This is a genomic window from Streptomyces sp. NPDC020965, assembly GCF_044333555.1.
In the GTDB taxonomy this organism is placed as follows: Bacteria; Actinomycetota; Actinomycetes; order Streptomycetales; family Streptomycetaceae; genus Streptomyces.
In genome coordinates this window covers 316175-333353 of record NZ_JBIRRE010000009.1, presented here as the reverse complement: position 1 = coordinate 333353, position 17179 = coordinate 316175, and the positions used below count along the sequence as shown (strand labels likewise).

The 17179-nt window shown below is 70.9% G+C and carries 12 protein-coding genes and 1 tRNA gene; 7 read left to right on the top strand and 6 right to left on the bottom strand.

Annotated features, from left to right (window positions below; genetic code table 11):
* Positions 1-106: 106 nt before the first annotated feature.
* Both ACH4S7_RS26680 and ACH4S7_RS26675 read right to left on the bottom strand, forming a co-directional pair.
* Positions 107-1504 (bottom strand): gluconate:H+ symporter, encoded by a 1398-nt coding sequence (locus tag ACH4S7_RS26680; protein ID WP_398523827.1) that lies wholly within the window; start codon positions 1502-1504, stop codon positions 107-109.
* A gap of 179 nt (positions 1505-1683) precedes the next feature.
* Positions 1684-2193 (bottom strand): gluconokinase, encoded by a 510-nt coding sequence (locus tag ACH4S7_RS26675; protein ID WP_398523826.1) that lies wholly within the window; start codon positions 2191-2193, stop codon positions 1684-1686.
* A 155-nt stretch (positions 2194-2348) separates the two neighbouring features.
* Between ACH4S7_RS26675 and ACH4S7_RS26670 the strand changes: the two genes are divergently transcribed.
* From ACH4S7_RS26670 to ACH4S7_RS26655, 4 genes are all read left to right on the top strand, one after another.
* The gene (locus ACH4S7_RS26670; protein ID WP_398523825.1) at positions 2349-3077 is read left to right on the top strand and encodes a FadR/GntR family transcriptional regulator; all 729 of its coding nucleotides are present in this window, start codon (positions 2349-2351) and stop codon (positions 3075-3077) included.
* A 397-nt stretch (positions 3078-3474) separates the two neighbouring features.
* Entirely contained in the window at positions 3475-4926 is a 1452-nt protein-coding gene (locus tag ACH4S7_RS26665; protein ID WP_398523824.1) for an amino acid permease, read from the top strand.
* A 189-nt stretch (positions 4927-5115) separates the two neighbouring features.
* Positions 5116-6201 (top strand): S-(hydroxymethyl)mycothiol dehydrogenase, encoded by a 1086-nt coding sequence (locus ACH4S7_RS26660; protein WP_398523823.1) that lies wholly within the window; start codon positions 5116-5118, stop codon positions 6199-6201.
* Complete coding sequence (locus tag ACH4S7_RS26655; protein WP_398523822.1) at positions 6201-6830, top strand: MBL fold metallo-hydrolase; 630 nt, start codon at positions 6201-6203, stop codon at positions 6828-6830. The genes ACH4S7_RS26660 and ACH4S7_RS26655 overlap by 1 nt, the downstream gene beginning before the upstream one ends.
* Here ACH4S7_RS26655 and ACH4S7_RS26650 read toward each other — a convergent pair.
* From ACH4S7_RS26650 to ACH4S7_RS26640, 3 genes are all read right to left on the bottom strand, one after another.
* On the bottom strand, positions 6815-7741 hold the full coding sequence (locus tag ACH4S7_RS26650) for a pseudouridine synthase (protein ID WP_398523821.1): 927 nt from the start codon (positions 7739-7741) through the stop codon (positions 6815-6817). The genes ACH4S7_RS26655 and ACH4S7_RS26650 overlap by 16 nt on opposite strands.
* A gap of 204 nt (positions 7742-7945) precedes the next feature.
* A complete protein-coding gene (locus tag ACH4S7_RS26645; RefSeq protein ID WP_398523820.1) occupies positions 7946-11308 on the bottom strand; it encodes an AfsR/SARP family transcriptional regulator in 3363 nt (1120 codons plus the stop codon).
* A 137-nt stretch (positions 11309-11445) separates the two neighbouring features.
* The gene (locus ACH4S7_RS26640; protein WP_398523819.1) at positions 11446-12981 is read right to left on the bottom strand and encodes an endonuclease/exonuclease/phosphatase family protein; all 1536 of its coding nucleotides are present in this window, start codon (positions 12979-12981) and stop codon (positions 11446-11448) included.
* A gap of 348 nt (positions 12982-13329) precedes the next feature.
* On the opposite strand from ACH4S7_RS26640, the gene ACH4S7_RS26635 reads away from it, so the two are divergent.
* Positions 13330-14898, top strand: coding sequence for an MFS transporter (locus tag ACH4S7_RS26635; protein WP_398523818.1), 1569 nt, complete (start codon positions 13330-13332; stop codon positions 14896-14898).
* A 113-nt stretch (positions 14899-15011) separates the two neighbouring features.
* Here ACH4S7_RS26635 and ACH4S7_RS26630 read toward each other — a convergent pair.
* Positions 15012-15099, bottom strand: a tRNA-Leu gene (locus ACH4S7_RS26630).
* A 191-nt stretch (positions 15100-15290) separates the two neighbouring features.
* Here ACH4S7_RS26630 and ACH4S7_RS26625 point away from each other — a divergent pair.
* The gene (locus ACH4S7_RS26625) at positions 15291-16616 is read left to right on the top strand and encodes a M20/M25/M40 family metallo-hydrolase (protein ID WP_398523817.1); all 1326 of its coding nucleotides are present in this window, start codon (positions 15291-15293) and stop codon (positions 16614-16616) included.
* A gap of 172 nt (positions 16617-16788) precedes the next feature.
* A complete protein-coding gene (locus ACH4S7_RS26620) occupies positions 16789-17022 on the top strand; it encodes a chaplin (protein WP_398523816.1) in 234 nt (77 codons plus the stop codon).
* Positions 17023-17179 lie beyond the last annotated feature (157 nt).

Below are 17179 nucleotides of genomic sequence, written 5' to 3'. Positions count from 1 at the left end.
CCACTACCGAACCGCTAACGAACCACCGAAAGTACGGACGGAAGACCGCCGCCGAGGACCCGCTGCCGACCGTCGACCGCCAGGGGCAGCCGTCAGCAGCGGACCGCTACAGCACCAGCGACAGCAGCAGCACGAAGACGATGCCGACGACCGAGATGATGGTCTCCATCACCGACCAGGTCTTGAGCGTCTGGCCGACCGTCATGCCGAAGTACTCCTTCACCAGCCAGAACCCGGCGTCGTTGACATGGCTGAAGAAGAGCGAACCGGCGCCGATCGCCAGCACCAGCAGCGCCGACTCGGTGGTCGACATACCAGCGGCGAGCGGAGCGACCAGACCGGCCGCGGAGATCGTCGCCACCGTCGCCGAACCGGTCGCCAGCCGGATGGCCACCGCGATCAGCCAGGCCAGCAGCAGGGTCGGAATCGACCAGTTCTCGGATATGTCCAGGATCATCTGGCCCACACCGACGTCGATCAGGGTCTGCTTGAAGCCACCACCGGCGCCGACGATCATCAGCACGCCTGCGATCGGGGCGAGCGACTTCTCGACCGTGGACGAGATCCGGTCCTTGGTGAACCCGGCCGCGCGGCCCAGCGTGAACAGGCCCACGAGCACGGCGGCGAGCAGCGCGATCAGCGGCGAGCCGATGACGTCCGTGATCTTCTGCACCTGGTTCTCGGGGTCGTCGATGACGATCTCGACCAGCGCGTTGGACAGCATCAGCACGACGGGCAGCAGCACGGTGAAGACGGTGGCGCCGAAGCTGGGGCGGTGCTCCAGGTCCTCGGACGGACGCGCCGGGATCATCTTCTCGGGCGCCGGGATGTCCACCCAGCGAGCCGCGTACTTGGCGAAGACGGGACCCGCGATGATCACCGTCGGGATCGAGACCAGCACACCGAGCGCCAGCGTCACACCGAGGTTGGCGCCGAGGGCGTCGATCGCGACGAGTGGGCCGGGGTGCGGCGGGATCAGACCGTGCATCACCGACAGACCGGCCAGGGCCGGGATACCGATCCGCATCAGCGAGTAGTTACCGCGCTTGGCCACCATCAGGACCACCGGGATCAGCAGCACGATGCCGACCTCGAAGAAGAGCGGCAGCCCGATCACCGAGGCGATCAGCACCATCGCCCAGGGCATGGTGCGCCCGTTCGCCTTCGCGAGGATCGTGTCCACGATCTGGTCGCCACCGCCCGAATCGGCGAGCAGCTTGCCCAGGATCGCACCGAGCGCGATCAGTACGCCCACTCCGGCGACAGTGGAGCCGAGGCCCTTGGAGAAGGACTCGATGGCCTTGCCGAGCGGGGCTCCGGCGAACGCTCCGAGCGCCAGTGACCCGATGGTCAGCGCCAGGAAAGCGTGGAGTTTGAACTTGGTGATGAGCAGGACGATGACGGCGATGCCCGCGAGGACGGCGATGCCGAGCTGGGCGTTGCCGGCCGAGGTGATCGGCGCTGTGGCGTCCGCTGCCAGCATCTCGACACTGAGACTGGTCACGGTGGTTCCTTAGGGAATCGGTACGGGTTGGGGATGCGGTACGGGACGGGCCCGACCGGTCCTGGTGCGGGACGGGCCCGACCGCCTCTGGTGCGGTGTGGGGCCTGACCGGTCCTGCGTACGGGGCCGGGTCGCGACCAGTCCCGCGTACGGGCGGGGGATCCGCTACGGGGCCGGGCTCAGGCGTCGAGCGCGCGCAGCGCCGCGGCGGCCCGCTCCGTGATGTCCTCGGGGGAGCCGGAGACATCGACGGCGACGCCCGCTTCGTCCTCCTCCAGCGGCTGGAGGGTGGCGAACTGCGAGTCGAGCAGCTTGGTGGGCATGAAGTGCCCCTTGCGCCCGGTCATCCGCCGCTCGATCAGCTCACGGTCACCGGTGAGGTGAAGGAAGAGGGCGTCCGGGGCGGCGGCCCGCAGCCGGTCCCGGTAGGCGCGCTTGAGGGCGGAGCTGGAGACGACTCCGCCGAGCCCGTGCCGACCGTGGGCCCACTGCCCGATCGCGTCGAGCCAGGGCCAGCGGTCGTCATCGTCCAGCGGGGTGCCGGCCGACATCTTCGCGATGTTGGCGGGGGGATGGAAGTCGTCGCCCTCGGCGTAGGGAACGCCCAGTGCGTCGGCGAGCAGGGGACCGATCGTGGTCTTGCCGGTTCCTGCCACGCCCATCACCACGACGACGTGGGGGGTGCTCATCACATGCCTCGCTGTCTCCGTCACACCGACTGCCGACGACGGTGTCGACATCGGGCCATCGCGATACTGAAACCCATTAGGTACGACTTATTCAAGAGGCTGAGACCTAAACGTCATACTTTTTGTTCCCCAACCCCGCCCCGTACCCTTGCCCCATGACCACAGCGGGCCAGGATCTCCCCACGCAGGGCCTCCACACACATGTCCTGGACACGCTCGGTCTCGCGATCACCGCGGGCGAGAATCCACAGGGCAGCGTGTTGCGCACCGACGAGATCGCCCAGCGCTTCGACGTCTCGCGCACGGTCGTCCGTGAGGTGGTCCGGGTCCTGGAGTCGATGCGGCTGGTGGAGTCCCGGCGCCGGGTCGGCGTCACGGTGCGCGCCCTCGACGAGTGGAACGTCTACGACCCGCGTGTCATCCGCTGGCGGCTGGCCGGCACCGACCGCCCCCGCCAGCTACGGTCGCTGACCGTGCTCCGCTCCGCCGTCGAGCCGATCGCGGCGGGCCTCGCCGCCCGCAACGCCACCCCCGCGCAATGCGCCGAGCTGACCGAATGCGCCCTGGGCATGGTCGCCACCTCGCGCGGACACCGGCTGGAGGACTACCTCCGGCACGACATCGCCTTCCACCGGGTGGTGCTCAACGCCTCCGGCAATGAGATGTTCGCCCGCCTCGGGGACGTGGTGGCCGAGGTCCTGGCCGGGCGTACCCACCACCAGGTGATGTTCGACGACCCGGACCCGGCCGCCGTGACGCTGCACGTCCAGGTCGCCGAGGCGGTACGGGAGGGTGACGCGGCGCGGGCCGAGGAGATCACCCGCCAGATCGCCGTCGGCGCCCTCGCCGAGCTGGACGTACTCGCGCCCGACCCGGCGCACTGAACGACGGGCCCCGACGCACGGGCCCACGGAACGACGGGCGGCACTCGGCCGGGCGCGGGCCTGCGGTACGACGGGCCCGCTGTACGACGGGCCCGCTGTACGACGGACCTGCTGTACGACGGACCTGCTGTACGACGGGTCCTGTCGCGCGCCGGACAACGCACCCCCCGCCGGGGGGCAGCGCCCCCGCCGCGCACCCCCCGCCGGGCTGGGCGCCCTCGCACCCCCTCCACCAAGTGCGAGCCCCGCAGTGAGCCATGGTTTACTTCGCCCTTGGTTTGCTGGCCCGCAACCTCAGAACTACCTCAGATCCATATCTGTGTGACGGGAACCACTGTCACAATCCCAGGGCTGCCTGACGACCCACGCCCCCCACACGAAGGCGAACCACCTCTCCATGAGTGACCGCACCAGCGCGGCCGAAGCGCTCAGCCCCGGGCCACCGGCGACGGACACCCCCCATGTGGACGCCGGCGACGCCGGGTACAGCAAGGACCTGAAGTCCCGCCACATCAACATGATCGCCATCGGTGGAGCGGTCGGCACGGGACTCTTCCTCGGCGCCGGTGGCCGGCTGGCCGACGCCGGCCCCTCGCTCGCCATCGCCTACGCGGTCTGCGGTGTCTTCGCCTTCTTCGTCGTCCGTGCCCTCGGCGAGCTGGTCCTCTACCGGCCCTCCTCCGGCGCCTTCGTCTCGTACGCCCGCGAGTTCATGGGGGAGAAGGGCGCCTACACGGCCGGCTGGCTCTACTTCCTGAACTGGTCGACCACCGCCGTCGCCGACATCACCGCCGCCGCGACCTACGCCCACTTCTGGGCCATGTTCAGCGATATCCCGCAGTGGATCCTCGCCCTGATCGCCCTCGCCGTGGTGCTGGTCGCCAACCTGATCTCGGTGAAGTACTTCGGCGAGATGGAGTTCTGGTTCGCGATCGTCAAGGTCGCCGCACTGGTCGCCTTCATGCTCGTCGGCATCTTCCTGATCGTCACCCAGCAGGACGTCGGCGGCCACACCCCGGGCTTCGCCACCCTCTCGGAGAACGACGGTGTCTTCCCGCTCGGCATGCTGCCGATGCTGCTGGTGATCCAGGGCGTCGTCTTCGCCTACGCCTCCGTCGAACTGTGCGGTGTCGCGGCCGGTGAGACCAAGAACCCCGAGAAGATCATGCCGAAGGCGATCAACTCGATCATGTGGCGGGTGGGCATCTTCTACGTCGGCTCGGTCACGCTGCTCGCCCTGCTGCTCCCGTACACGGCCTACTCCGACAGCGAGAGCCCGTTCGTCACCGTCATGGACCGGATCGGTATCCCGGCGGCGGCCGGCGTGATGAACCTCGTCGTCCTGACCGCCGCGCTCTCCAGCCTGAACTCCGGTCTCTACTCGACGGGCCGCATCCTGCGCTCCATGGCGCTGGCGGGCTCCGCGCCCAAGTTCACCGGCCGGATGAACAAGGGCCAGGTCCCCTACGGCGGCATTCTGCTGACGGCCGCCTTCGGTGTGCTGGGCGTCGGACTCAACTTCGTCATGCCCGGTCAAGCCTTCGAGATCGTGCTCAACCTGGCCTCGATCGGGATCCTCGGCACCTGGGGCATGATCATGCTCTGCTCGCTGCTGTTCTGGCAGCGCGCCAAGGAAGGCCGCCTCAGCCGGCCCGCGTACCGGCTCCCCTGGGCCCCGTACACCCAGATCGTCACCCTGGTATTCCTCGCCGTCGTGCTCGTGCTGATGTGGTGGGGCGGCGGTATCGGCCGTACGACGGTGATGTTCCTGCCCCTGATCGCGGCGGCGCTGGTCGGCGGCTGGTTCGTCGTACGAGGCAGGGTGAACGCCCTCGCTGCCGAAAGGTAGGGAGCGCCCTCGCCGTCGAAGGGTGGAAAGGGCGGTGCGCCCGCTCCGCCGGAGTGGCCCATTCCCGTCGGTCTGGCCGAAATCAAGACCGTACGCCCCGGTGTGTAACGTGCAACCAGGCCATCGCGGCACGACGACGTGACCCGCCGTAGTGGTGGTCGACCGATGTGCGAAGAAGGGCAGGTTTCGATGTCGCAACAGGTGCAAGGTGTGATCGCGCCGGGGAAGAACGAGCCGGTGCGGGTGGAGACGATCATCGTCCCCGACCCCGGACCCGGCGAGGCCGTGGTGAAGGTGCAGGCGTGCGGCGTCTGCCACACCGATCTGCACTACAAGCAGGGTGGGATCAACGACGATTTCCCCTTCCTCCTCGGCCATGAGGCGGCCGGTGTGGTCGAATCCGTCGGTCCCGACGTCACCGACGTCGCCCCCGGCGACTTCGTCATCCTCAACTGGCGTGCCGTCTGCGGGAACTGCCGGGCCTGTCGGCGCGGCCGCCCCTGGTACTGCTTCGACACCCACAACGCCCGCCAGCGGATGACCCTGACCGACGGCACCGAGCTGTCCCCGGCGCTCGGTATCGGCGCCTTCGCCGAGAAGACGCTCGTCGCGGCCGGCCAGTGCACCAAGGTCGACCCCGCGGTCTCCGCCTCCGTCGCCGGGCTCCTCGGCTGCGGAGTGATGGCGGGCATCGGCGCGGCGATCAACACCGGCGAGGTCGGCCGCGGTGACACCGTCGCCGTCATCGGCTGCGGTGGCGTCGGAGACGCGGCCGTCGTCGGCGCGCGGCTCGCGGGCGCGGCCCGGATCATCGCCGTCGACATCGACGACCGCAAGCTGGCGAAGGCGAAGGAGATGGGCGCGACCCACACCGTCAACTCCCGCTCCACCGACCCCGTCGAAGCCGTCCGCGAACTCACCGGAGGCTTCGGCGCCGATGTCGTCATCGAGGCGGTCGGCCACCCGGAGACGTACAAGCAGGCGTTCTACGCCCGCGATCTGGCGGGCACCGTCGTCCTCGTCGGCGTACCGACCCCCGAGATGAAGCTGGAACTGCCGCTGCTCGACGTCTTCGGACGCGGTGGCTCACTCAAGTCCTCCTGGTACGGCGACTGTCTGCCGTCCCGCGACTTCCCGATGCTGATCGACCTCCACCAGCAGGGCCGGATCGACCTCGGCGCGTTCGTCACCGAGACCATCGGACTCGGCGATGTCGAGGCGGCGTTCGCCCGGATGCACGAGGGTGACGTACTCCGCTCGGTGGTGCGGCTCTGATGGCGATCCGCATCGACCACCTGGTCACCTCCGGCACCTTCTCCCTCGACGGCGGCACCTGGGACGTCGACAACAACGTGTGGATCGTGGGTGACGACACGGAGGCCATCGTCATCGACGCCGCGCACGACGCGCCCGCGATCGAGGCGGCGCTGGCGGGCCGTACGCTCCGCGCGATCGTCTGCACCCACGCGCACAACGACCACATCGACGCGGCCCCGGCGCTCGCCGCGGCGACCGGCGCGCCGATCCTGCTGCACCCGGACGATCTGCCGCTGTGGAAGCAGACGCATCCGGATCGCGCCCCCGACGGCGAACTCTCCGACGGTCAGGTCCTCACTGTCGGCGGGGTCGAACTGACCGTCCTGCACACGCCGGGACACGCCCCGGGCGCCGTCTGTCTGCACGCCCCCGAGCTGTCCACGGTCTTCACCGGGGACACGCTCTTCCGCGGCGGCCCCGGCGCCACCGGCCGCTCCTTCTCCCACTTCCCGACGATCGTCGACTCGATCCGGCAGCGGCTGCTGTCGCTGCCGTCGGACACGGTGGTCCGTACGGGGCACGGTGATGCGACCACCGTCGGCGAAGAGGCGCCGCACCTCGACGAGTGGATTCAGCGCGGCCACTGAGCCAGCCGCAGCCGACTCTCGAAGCGGTGCGGTTCACCGGTCACCGGATCGGTGAACGCCAGCACCTTCGCCAGCAGTTGCAGCGGGCGCGACCAGTCCTCAGGCCGTCCGGGCGGCCCCTCCAGGACATCCGGATAGAGCGGATCGTCCAGGAGGGGCAGCCCGACGCTGTTCATATGGACCCGCAGTTGATGGGTGCGCCCGGTAGTGGGCAGCAGCCGGTACCGGCCGAGGCCGGCCCGGTGCTCCAGCAGCTCGATCCGGCTCTCGCTGTTCGGCTCGCCCGCCTCCTCGTACGCGGCCGGCACCCCGCGCTCCTTCACGATCCGGCTGCGCACGGTGCGCGGAAGCTCGACCTCCGGATCGTACGGAGCCACCGCCTCGTACTCCTTGCGCACCCGCCGAGCGCTGAACAGGGCCTGGTACGCGCCCCGGTCCTCGGCGCGTACGACACAGAGGACCAGCCCCGCGGTCAACCGGTCGAGCCGGTGCGCGGGCTGGACCTCCGGCAGCGCGAGATCACGGCGCAGCCGGGCCTGCGCCGTCTCGGTGATATGGCTCCCGCGCGGTGTGGTCGCGAGGAAATGTGGCTTGTCCACGATCAGCAGCCGCTCGTCCCGGTGGACGATCCCGATCTCGAAGGGGACGCGATCCTCCGGCGCGAATTCGCGGTGGAACCAGAGATACCGCCCCGCCGCATACGGCTCGTCGGCGGCGACGGGTCCGTCGACGGAGACGATCCGCCCCTCCCGGAACAGCGCGTCGGCCCGCTCCGATCCGTACCGGGCGCGCAGATGATCGGCGACGGTCCGCCAGGCCCCCTCCGTGTCCTCGGGCAGCCGGAGGCGTACCGGGTCGATGCCGTCGCGCTGGGCGAGGGGGGAGGGGGGAGCCTTGGGTCTGCGTCTCACCGGCCCGACTGTATGCCCTGTACCGGCCCGGATGTCCGCCCTGAACAGGCACGGAGCGCCGGCCCCCGCCGCGGACGGACGGCTACCCCGCCCCGACTCCCACTCCTGCTCCTGGTCCGCCGCCCGCCTGGTCCGCCGTCCGCTCGTCCGGTTCGGAAGGCGCCGTCGTACGCCTCCTCGCCCAGCGCCCGCTCGACCGGACGGCTACCCCGCCCCCGTCCCCACCTCGACTCCGGCTTCTGGTCCTGGTCCTGGTCTGCGGTGGACCCGGTCCGGGGCGCGCTCGCCGTCCGCCCGTCCGGTTCGGAAGGCGCTGTCGTACGCCTCCTCGCCCAGCGCCCGCCGCACCGTCGCCGTGATCCGGTCCACATCGCCCCGGCCACCCGGGGGCAGCGGAGCCCCCACCGACTCCCGGGCCGCCGTCGCGGCCCCCAGCAGCCGGGCCGCCTCCCCGGGCGCCCCGCCGATCGCCGCCGCGCCCGCGAGCCCCTCCAGTGCGAGCGCCACCGCCCGGGGGTCCCGTACGGTCCGAGCCGCCGTCAGGCCCTCCTGGTGCAGGGCGGCCGCCGCCCCGGCGTCGCCCCGTAGTTCGGCGACGAAGCCCAGCTCGGCGAGGACGAGCGGGACGGTCGGGCCAGCGCCGCGCTCCCGGGTCCGGACCAGACAGCGGCGCAGATACCGTTCGGCCGCGTCCCAGTCACCGCGCCGCCGAGCCCCGATGCCGAGCCCCAGCTCGGCGAGGTGCTGCCCGAACCGGTCCGAGTGCTCGACGGCGAGCTGTCCGGCCATCCCGTGGAGTTCGTCGGCGCGGTCAACGTCCCCGGCGAGCAGGGTGACCCTGGCCAGCCCGGACAGTTGGTACGACATCTCGGTACAGAGCCCCAGCTCCTCGGCGACCCGGGTGCCCTCCCGGTGCAGCCGGGCGGACACGTCGTACGAGCCCGCGATCTCGGCCAGGGAACCGAGCGTCGGCATCACCTGGAGGCGACCCCAGTCATCGCCGAGCCCGTCGAACAGGGCGAGGGCGCGCTCGCCGTCGCGGCGGGCCGCCGCCAGCTCACCGCGCGTCAGCCGCTGCCGGGCCCGGGTGCTCAGCGCCGCCGCCGTGCCCCAGGTGTCCGCCAGCGCGTCGAACGCGGACAGTGCCCGGTCGGCGAGGTGCTCGCCGGTGGGCAGATCGTCGAAGGCGAGCAGCGAGGCCAGATACCACTGGGCCCTGGCCAGCCCGGCCAGCCCGGCCAGCCCGGCCGGCGCGTCGACACCGTCGTACGCGGCGAGTGCGGCCAGCGCGGTCCGTGCGGTCCGGCCCGACGGGGCGGCCTCGCCGAGCACGATCCCGACCCCGGCCCGCCACACCGTCGCGCCCGCCAGCGGACCGGCCAGCGGACCCGCTGGCGGGCCGGCACCGGGATCCGCGCCGGGTACGGCGGCGAGCGCGACGTCCAGCGACCGACGTGCCTCCCCGAGGCGCCCGCGCAGATACCAGTACCAACCGAGCGCGTCGACCAGCCGGAGCGCACCGGAGACGTCCCCGTCCCGGACCGCACTGTCCAGCGCCGCCCGTAGCTCGGGGGTCTCCTTGTCCAACAGCCGGAGCCACCGTCGCTGCTCCCGCCCGCGCAGCCGCGGCGCGGCCCGCTCGGCCAGGTTGATCCGGTGCCGTCGGTGCCGATGTCGTACGAGGGCCGACTCACCGGTCTCGGCGAGACGTTCGCGACCGTAAGCGGCGACGGACTCCAGCAGCCGGTAGCGCATACCGTCGGGCGTGGGGACGGCCACGACCAGGGAACGTTCGACCAGCCGGGCGAGCAGATCGGCGACATCCGCGCGGTGGACCGACCCGTCGTCCGCACCGTCCCGCCACAGGGAGCCGTCCGGCGCGCCCTCCGGGGCCGGATCGGCGCACACCGCCTCGGCACCGGCGAGATCGCAGCCGTCGGCGTGCACCGCGAGCCGGCGCAGCACCGTCCGCTCCGGGCCGTCCAGCAGCCCCCAACTCCAGTCGATCACGGCCCGCAGCGTTCGGTGCTCGGCCCGGACGCCCCGCCCCTCGGTGGCGAGCAGTCGGAACCGGTCGCCCAGCCGGGCGGCGAGTTCGACGATCCCGAGCGGGCCCACCCGGGTCGCGGCCAACTCCAGGGCGAGCGGCAGGCCGTCCAACCGTCGACAGATCTCCGCGACCGCCGCCGGGTGCGCGTCGATCCGGACCCCCGGCGCGGCGTGCGCGGCCCGGACCCGGAACAGCTCGGCGGCGTCCGGATCCGGCAGCGGCCCGACGACGCGCACCCGTTCGCCCGGCACCCGGAGCGGCTCCTGACTGGTGACGAGAATCCGCAGGCTGGGCGTGGCCCGCACCAGGGCGGCGGCCAGTTCGGCCACGGGACCGGCGAGATGCTCGCAGTTGTCCAGTACGAGCAGTACGGTCCGTCCGGCGAGCGCGGCGGAGAGCCGTTCGACCGGACTGACCGGGGGCCGGGCGCCGGTGGCGCGGGTGTCGTCGCGTACGCCGAACTCCGCCAGCACCGCGTCGGCGACGGGGCCGGTCCGGTCGAGTGAACCCAGCTCGACCAGGGCCACCTCGTCGTACGCGGCGATCAGCCGGTGCGCGACCTCCAGCGCCAGCCGGGTCTTACCGACGCCACCGGGGCCGGTGAGGGTGACGAGGCGCCCGCCGCCCAGATCCGCGAGCACATCGGTCACGGCACTCGCGCGACCGATCAGATCGGTGAGCGGAGTCGGCAGCCGGGCACCCGGCCGGGCCGGGCGGGCAGTTGGCGGGGCGGCCGGGGCCAGGGCGGGTGGCGGTGGGGCGGCCGGGGCCAGGGCGGGATCGTGGCGGAGGATCGCCTCGTACAGCGCCGCGAGTTCCGGACCGGGATCGAGTCCCAGCTCATCGGCGAGCAGCCGCCGCGCCTCGTGATAAGCCGCCAGGGCCTCGCTCTGCCGTCCCGCGCGGTACAGCGCCCGCATCCGCACACCCCGCAACCGCTCCCGCAGGGGATGACGGTCGACCAGCTCGGCCACTTCGCCCACCAGCGCGTGATGCTCACCCAGTGCCAGCCGGACCAGGGCATGGTCCTCGGTGGCGGTGAGCCACTCCTCCGTCAGCCGTCCGATCGCGGCGCGGGCGAAGGGCTCGTCGGCGAACTCCGCGTACGCGGGCCCGCGCCACAGCCCGAGCGCGTCGGCGAACCGCGCCGCCCCGGCCGCCGCCGAACGGGCGGACCGGCCCAGCGCGGCGAGGTCGCGGAACCGCCCGGCGTCCACCGCCTCCGGACCTACGGCGAGCCGGTATCCGGCCGGCGTGGCCACGACCAACTCCCGCCCGCCCGGCTCACCGTCCTCCAGGGCCCGCCGTAACTGGGAGACCTTGCTGCGCAGTACCCGGGTGGGTTCGACGGGCGGTGTCCCGGTCCAGAGATCGTCGATCAGCCGGTCGGCCGGGGCCGGGCGGCCGTCGTGCGCCAGCAGATCGGCCAGCAGCGCGCGGACCTTCCGCTCCGGGACACGCACCGGCTCCCCGTCGTTGGTCCACACCTGAAGGGGACCGAGCACCCCGAACCGCATCCCACCAGCCTAAGCTCACCCGCCGGAAGCCGCCGCACCCGTGGGTACGACGGCTTCCTCGACGGCAGGCGCCCCCGTCAGGCGCTGCTTCGCCCCGGCCCCCGGTCAAGCGCTGCTTCGGCCCCGGGCGCTTCCGGTCAGACGGCCGGCAGTGCCACGGTCCCGTAGAGCGTCGCGTGGTCCGATTTACCGGTCGACGCGGAGACCTGGCAGTCGCGGAAGTCCGCGTTTGACGGGCCGAAGAGATAATCGAGCTTCATCGGCGTGGGCAGCTTGGGCGGCGTGGCCGTGAAATTCGCGGTCGCGCGGCCGGCGCGCAACGCGTTCGGATTGTTGAGCTGTTCGCATTCCCGGTACGCGTCGTAGACGGGTATCAGAGCGGTGCTCGGTCCGCCGTTGCCGACATCGGCCGATGGGTGGGGCGGCACGAGGTTCAGATCGCCACCGAATACCGTGCGATATCCGGGACCTGCCTTGTTCATATGCGCCATCAGGTCCAGTGCCTGCTGGGTACGCACACTGCCCTGCGCGTCGTCGTCGCCCGCGCTGAAATGCGTGGAGCAGACCTGAAGGGCACGGGCCGGCAGCGCGGCACAGAGGGCGGTGCGCTGCTCAAGTTCCTCTTTACCCACGGTCGGTAGCGGCGATACGAGGTCGTAGCGTTGATACCAGACATTCTCCGCCGGTACGGCCAGCGCGACTCCATAGGCCCCCCGATCCTGCTTCTCGGGCCCGATCATTGCGCACTGCTTCTGAACCAGCGGGCCGCTCGGCGCGCCAACGGCGTCGATCATGCGCTGATTGATGGGGGCGAACCGCACACTCCACCCCCGCCCGGTGGCCTGTTCCAGCATCCGCTCGACCGGCGCGGCGTGCTTCTCACAGAATTCCTGCAAGAAGACGACGTCCGGCAGTTCGTCGGACGGGGAGTGCCGCAGTCGGCCCTGGATCTCGGCGACGAGTTCGGTCTCGCCCGCGAGACCCTTGTGGACGAGTCCCTGGGGGTCCCAGCCGCATTTCGTGTTGTTGGCGCAGACGTTCCAGGTCATCGTCCGGAGGTCGGCGGCGGCCACGGGCGAATCGGCCGCGGGCGGGGCGCCCGGGGCGGCCAGCGGCTCCAGCAGGAAACGCTCCCACGAGCCGACGGGCACAGTCACCACGCGGGCCCTGAGACGCCCGTCGCCACCGGCGGCGGCGTTGACGCTGATGTACTTGGTCGCGTGATCCACGGCGGCGGACCGCAGGGTGACCGTGAACGATCCGGGGCGAGAGCCCGCGGGCGCCGCCGAGTAGGTGGGAACGAACTGCTGCCACTGGCCGAGGCTGGTGCCCCGTACCCGCATCGCGCCGTTATCGGTGGTGTATCCGAACTCCGCGGTGGCGAAGAGTTCCCTGAGATCGGACCGCAGACCGATCGTCCCCGCCTTCTGATTGGTGTGCAGGGTGAATGTCTCGGCGGGCCCGACCTGCGCACTGACGGCCGCCATCCTCCCGTCCGCCGCGATGGAAACGTATTTGAGAGTGTTCGGTGCCAGCGACTTAAGGGCCCACTTCTGGCCCGCCGATGAAGCGATCCCATCGGTGGCCGTGGCCCGGGCCGCAGGTGCCGACAGCACGGTCAGACCGGCTATCAGGGCACATACGGCCGTCAGCGCGGACAGAAAACGACGCACGGATTCCCCTCCCTTGATGAGGCGTCCCATGACGCTCAAACCGCATATCTTACCGGCCCTTTACGGATATCTGATGATTCCTCAGTCCGTGATAGGGCGACCTCACCGAAACCGTCGATCGAATCGGAATCGCCAATCCCTCGCGGATAGCCCATCACCGCGGGAATTCCCTTCCAACCCCGGGGGACAGCACGCCGGGTCGGGTGCCCCCCGGCAGTCTCGGCCGGGAAACCCCTCCCGCGCCCCGGCCGCCCACCCACTCCGGCCTCCCGCCCACTCCGGCCGAAACACTTCCGGAACCGCGGGCCCGCATCCTGGGCGCCCCCCCATCCCGCCGAGGAGATCGCCATGCGACCGCACGCCACCCCGACCCGCTCCACCGGCCGAGCCGGACCCAGGGAGTGGATCGGCCTGACGGTTCTCACCCTCCCGCTCCTGGTGCTGGCCCTGGACGTCAGCGTGCTCTTCCTCGCCGCCCCCCGCCTCGCCGCCGAGCTGCGTCCGAGCGACACCCAAGCGCTATGGATCATGGACATCTACGGGTTCCTGATCGCAGGCTTCCTCGTCACCATGGGCACGATCGGCGACCGGATCGGCCGACGCCGGCTGCTGCTGATCGGCGGAGCCGTGTTCGCGGTCGCCTCGGTGCTCACCGCGTACGCCCCCACCGCCGAGACGCTCATCGCGAGCCGCGCCCTGCTGGGCATCGCCGGAGCCACTCTGATGCCCTCCACGCTCGCGCTGATCAGCAACATGTTCCGGGACGCCCGGCAGCGGTCGCTCGCCATCGCGATCTGGATGACGACGATGTCGGTCGGTGTCGCCATCGGCCCGCTCGTCGGTGGCGCCATGCTGGAGCACTTCTGGTGGGGCTCGGTCTTTCTGCTGGCCGTGCCCGTGATGGCCCTGCTGGTGCTCTTTGGTCCGGTGCTGCTGCCCGAGCACCGCGACCCCGACCCGGGCCGGCTCGACCTGCCGAGCATCGCGCTCTCCCTGGCCGCCCTGCTGCCCGTCGTCTACGCCCTGAAGCACCTGGCCGCGAGCGGTCCCGACGCCATCGCCCTCCTCGCCGCGACGGGCGGCGCACTGGCCGCCGTGGCGTTCGTGCGCCGCCAGCGCCGGCTGACCCACCCGCTGCTCGACCTGCGGCTCTTCCGCGACCGCGCGTTCGCGGTGGCCCTCGCGCTGCTGCTGCTCGGGCTGCTCGCCATCAACGGCGTGGAGTACCTCCTGCCGCACTTCCTCCAACTCGTCGAGGGCCTCTCCCCGCTGGACGCGGGGCTGTGGATGCTCCCGGTCGTGTTCGCCGCGGTCACCGGCTCGCTGGTGGCCCCGATCCTCAGCCGGCGCATCGGCCCGATCCGCGTGCTCGCGGTCGGATCCCTGGTCTCGGCCGCCGGATTCGCGCTGGTGAGCCGGGTCGACAGCGTCGACGGGGCGCCACTGCTCCTGACGGGCGCCGCGATAGCCATGGTGGGCATCAGTCCGCTGCCCGTGCTCACCACCGACCTGATCGTGAGCACGGCACCGCCGGAGAAGGCGGGCTCGGCTTCGGCGCTGGCGGAGACCAGCGGGGAACTGGGCATCGGGCTGGGCGTGGCCGTGATGGGCAGCGTGGTCACGGCGGTGTACGGAGCGAAGATCACCGAGGAGCTCCCGCAAGCAGACCCCCGGGCGGCCGACAGCCTCACCGGAGCCGTGACGACCGCCGCCGAACTGCCCGCCCCCCGCGCCGACGAACTGCTGTCGACGGCCCGGGACGCCTTCACCGACGGCCTCAACACGGTCGGCCTGGCCGCCGCGCTCCTCATGCTCACCCTCGGCGTCTGCACCCTCATACTCCTGCGCACGACCCCCGGGCACGATTCCCCGACGCCCTCCGAGGACTCCCCTGAAGAGCCGCCCCGATCGACGTGACCGACCGACTGCCCCGCCCCCGTCTCCGACCGTCGCGGGCCACCCCTGGTCACGTGGCTGGTCACGCCCTACCCCAAAAACGCAAAAAACCCCAGATCAACTGGGGTTCCTGCTGGTGTCCGAGGGGGGACTTGAACCCCCACGCCCGATAAAGGGCACTAGCACCTCAAGCTAGCGCGTCTGCCATTCCGCCACCCGGACAAGGTGTCTGCCGCGTTGGCCTGCGCCCTTGCGACGTGGAAAACCATAGCAAACATTCGGGGGTGCCCGATCACGCCCACCCCCCGGAACCCATGCCATCCGCAGGACGCCCGGCCACCGCCCTTGGGGTCCGGCGCCCGGCGCGGGAGGATGAGGAGGAACCACCAGTAACGAACGTGGGAGGAATCAGCGTGAGCGAGTCGAACACGGCCCGTACCGTCTCGGGCGAGGACGAGGTCGTCGACCTCTGCCGTGAGCTGATCCGGATCGACACCAGCAACTACGGAGACCACTCCGGCCCGGGGGAGCGCCTGGCCGCCGAGTACGTCGCGGAGAAGCTCGCCGAGGTCGGGCTCGAACCGCGGATCATCGAGTCCCACAAGGGCCGCGCCTCCACCGTCGCCCGGATCGCGGGGGAGGACCCCTCCCGGCCCGCGCTCCTCATCCACGGCCACACCGACGTCGTCCCGGCCAACGCAGACGACTGGACGCACCACCCCTTCTCCGGTGAGATCGCCGACGGCTGCGTCTGGGGGCGCGGCGCCGTCGACATGAAGGACATGGACGCGATGACGCTCGCTGTCGTACGGGACCGGCTGCGCAGCGGTCGCAAGCCCCCGCGCGACATCGTGCTGGCCTTCCTCGCCGACGAGGAGGCGGGCGGCACCTACGGCGCGCGGTATCTGGTCGACAAGCACCCGGACCTCTTCGAGGGCGTCAACGAGGCCATCGGCGAGGTCGGCGGCTTCTCCTTCACCGTCAACGAGAACCTGCGGCTGTATCTCGTGGAGACGGCGCAGAAGGGGATGCACTGGATGCGGCTGACCGTCGACGGCACCGCCGGGCACGGCTCCATGACCAACGACGACAACGCCATCACCGAGCTGTGCGAGGCCGTCGGCCGGCTCGGCCGCCACAAGTGGCCGGTGCGGATGACCAAGACCGTACGGTCCTTCCTGGACGAGCTCTCCGACGCGCTCGGTACCCCGCTCGACCCCGAGGACATGGACGCCACCCTCGCCAAGCTCGGCGGCATCGCCAAGATGATCGGCGCGACGCTGCGCAACTCCGCGGCGCCGACCATGCTCGGTGCCGGCTACAAGGTCAATGTCATCCCCGGGCAGGCGACCGCCCACGTCGACGGTCGCTTTCTGCCGGGGTACGAGGACGAGTTCCTGGCCGACCTCGACCGGCTGCTCGGGCCGCGGGTGCGGCGTGAGGACGTCCACGGGGACAAGGCGCTGGAGACCGGGTTCGACGGCGACCTGGTGGACGCGATGCAGATCGCGCTGAAGGCCGAGGACCCGATCGCCCGCGCGGTCCCGTACATGCTCTCCGGGGGCACCGACGCCAAGTCCTTCGACGACCTCGGCATCCGCTGCTTCGGTTTCGCGCCGCTCAAGCTGCCGCCCGAGCTGGACTTCGCCGGAATGTTCCACGGCGTGGACGAGCGGGTCCCCGTCGACGGTCTGAAGTTCGGTGTTCGCGTACTCGACCGATTTATCGACCACAGTTGATCCGGGCCGGCTGGGGTCCGAGAAAGTCATGCGAATACTCGCATAATCGATATTGTGTGCGTGCTCGACTGGAAGGAGTGAATGGGGCGCCGGAGTCGTAGCCCCACTCTCCCCTCCTCGTTACAGGTGATGCGGTCCGCGGCTGGGACCGCATTGCCAACAAGGAGGAATAATGATCAAGAAGGTCGTCGCTGCTGCGGCTGCCACGAGTGGCCTCGTGCTCGCCGGCGCGGGCGTCGCCGTGGCCGACGCCGGTGCCCATGGTGCCGCTGTGGGCTCTCCCGGTGTGATTTCGGGCAATGTCATCCAGGTGCCCGTTCACGTGCCGGTGAACGTGTGCGGCAACGCGATCTCCGTGGTCGGGCTGCTCAACCCCACCTTCGGCAACACCTGCGTCAACTCTTGATGGGGTGACCCTCGCCCCATCGGGGTCCGGGTCTGATCCCGGGGCGGTGCCCGGGCGCGGGGCCCCCGCGCCCGGGCCCCCCCGCCATTACCCCCCCCGGCCGAACGGCCCCCCGGCAAAACAAGGAATAAACTAAAAAGGCGGGGAATAAACCAAC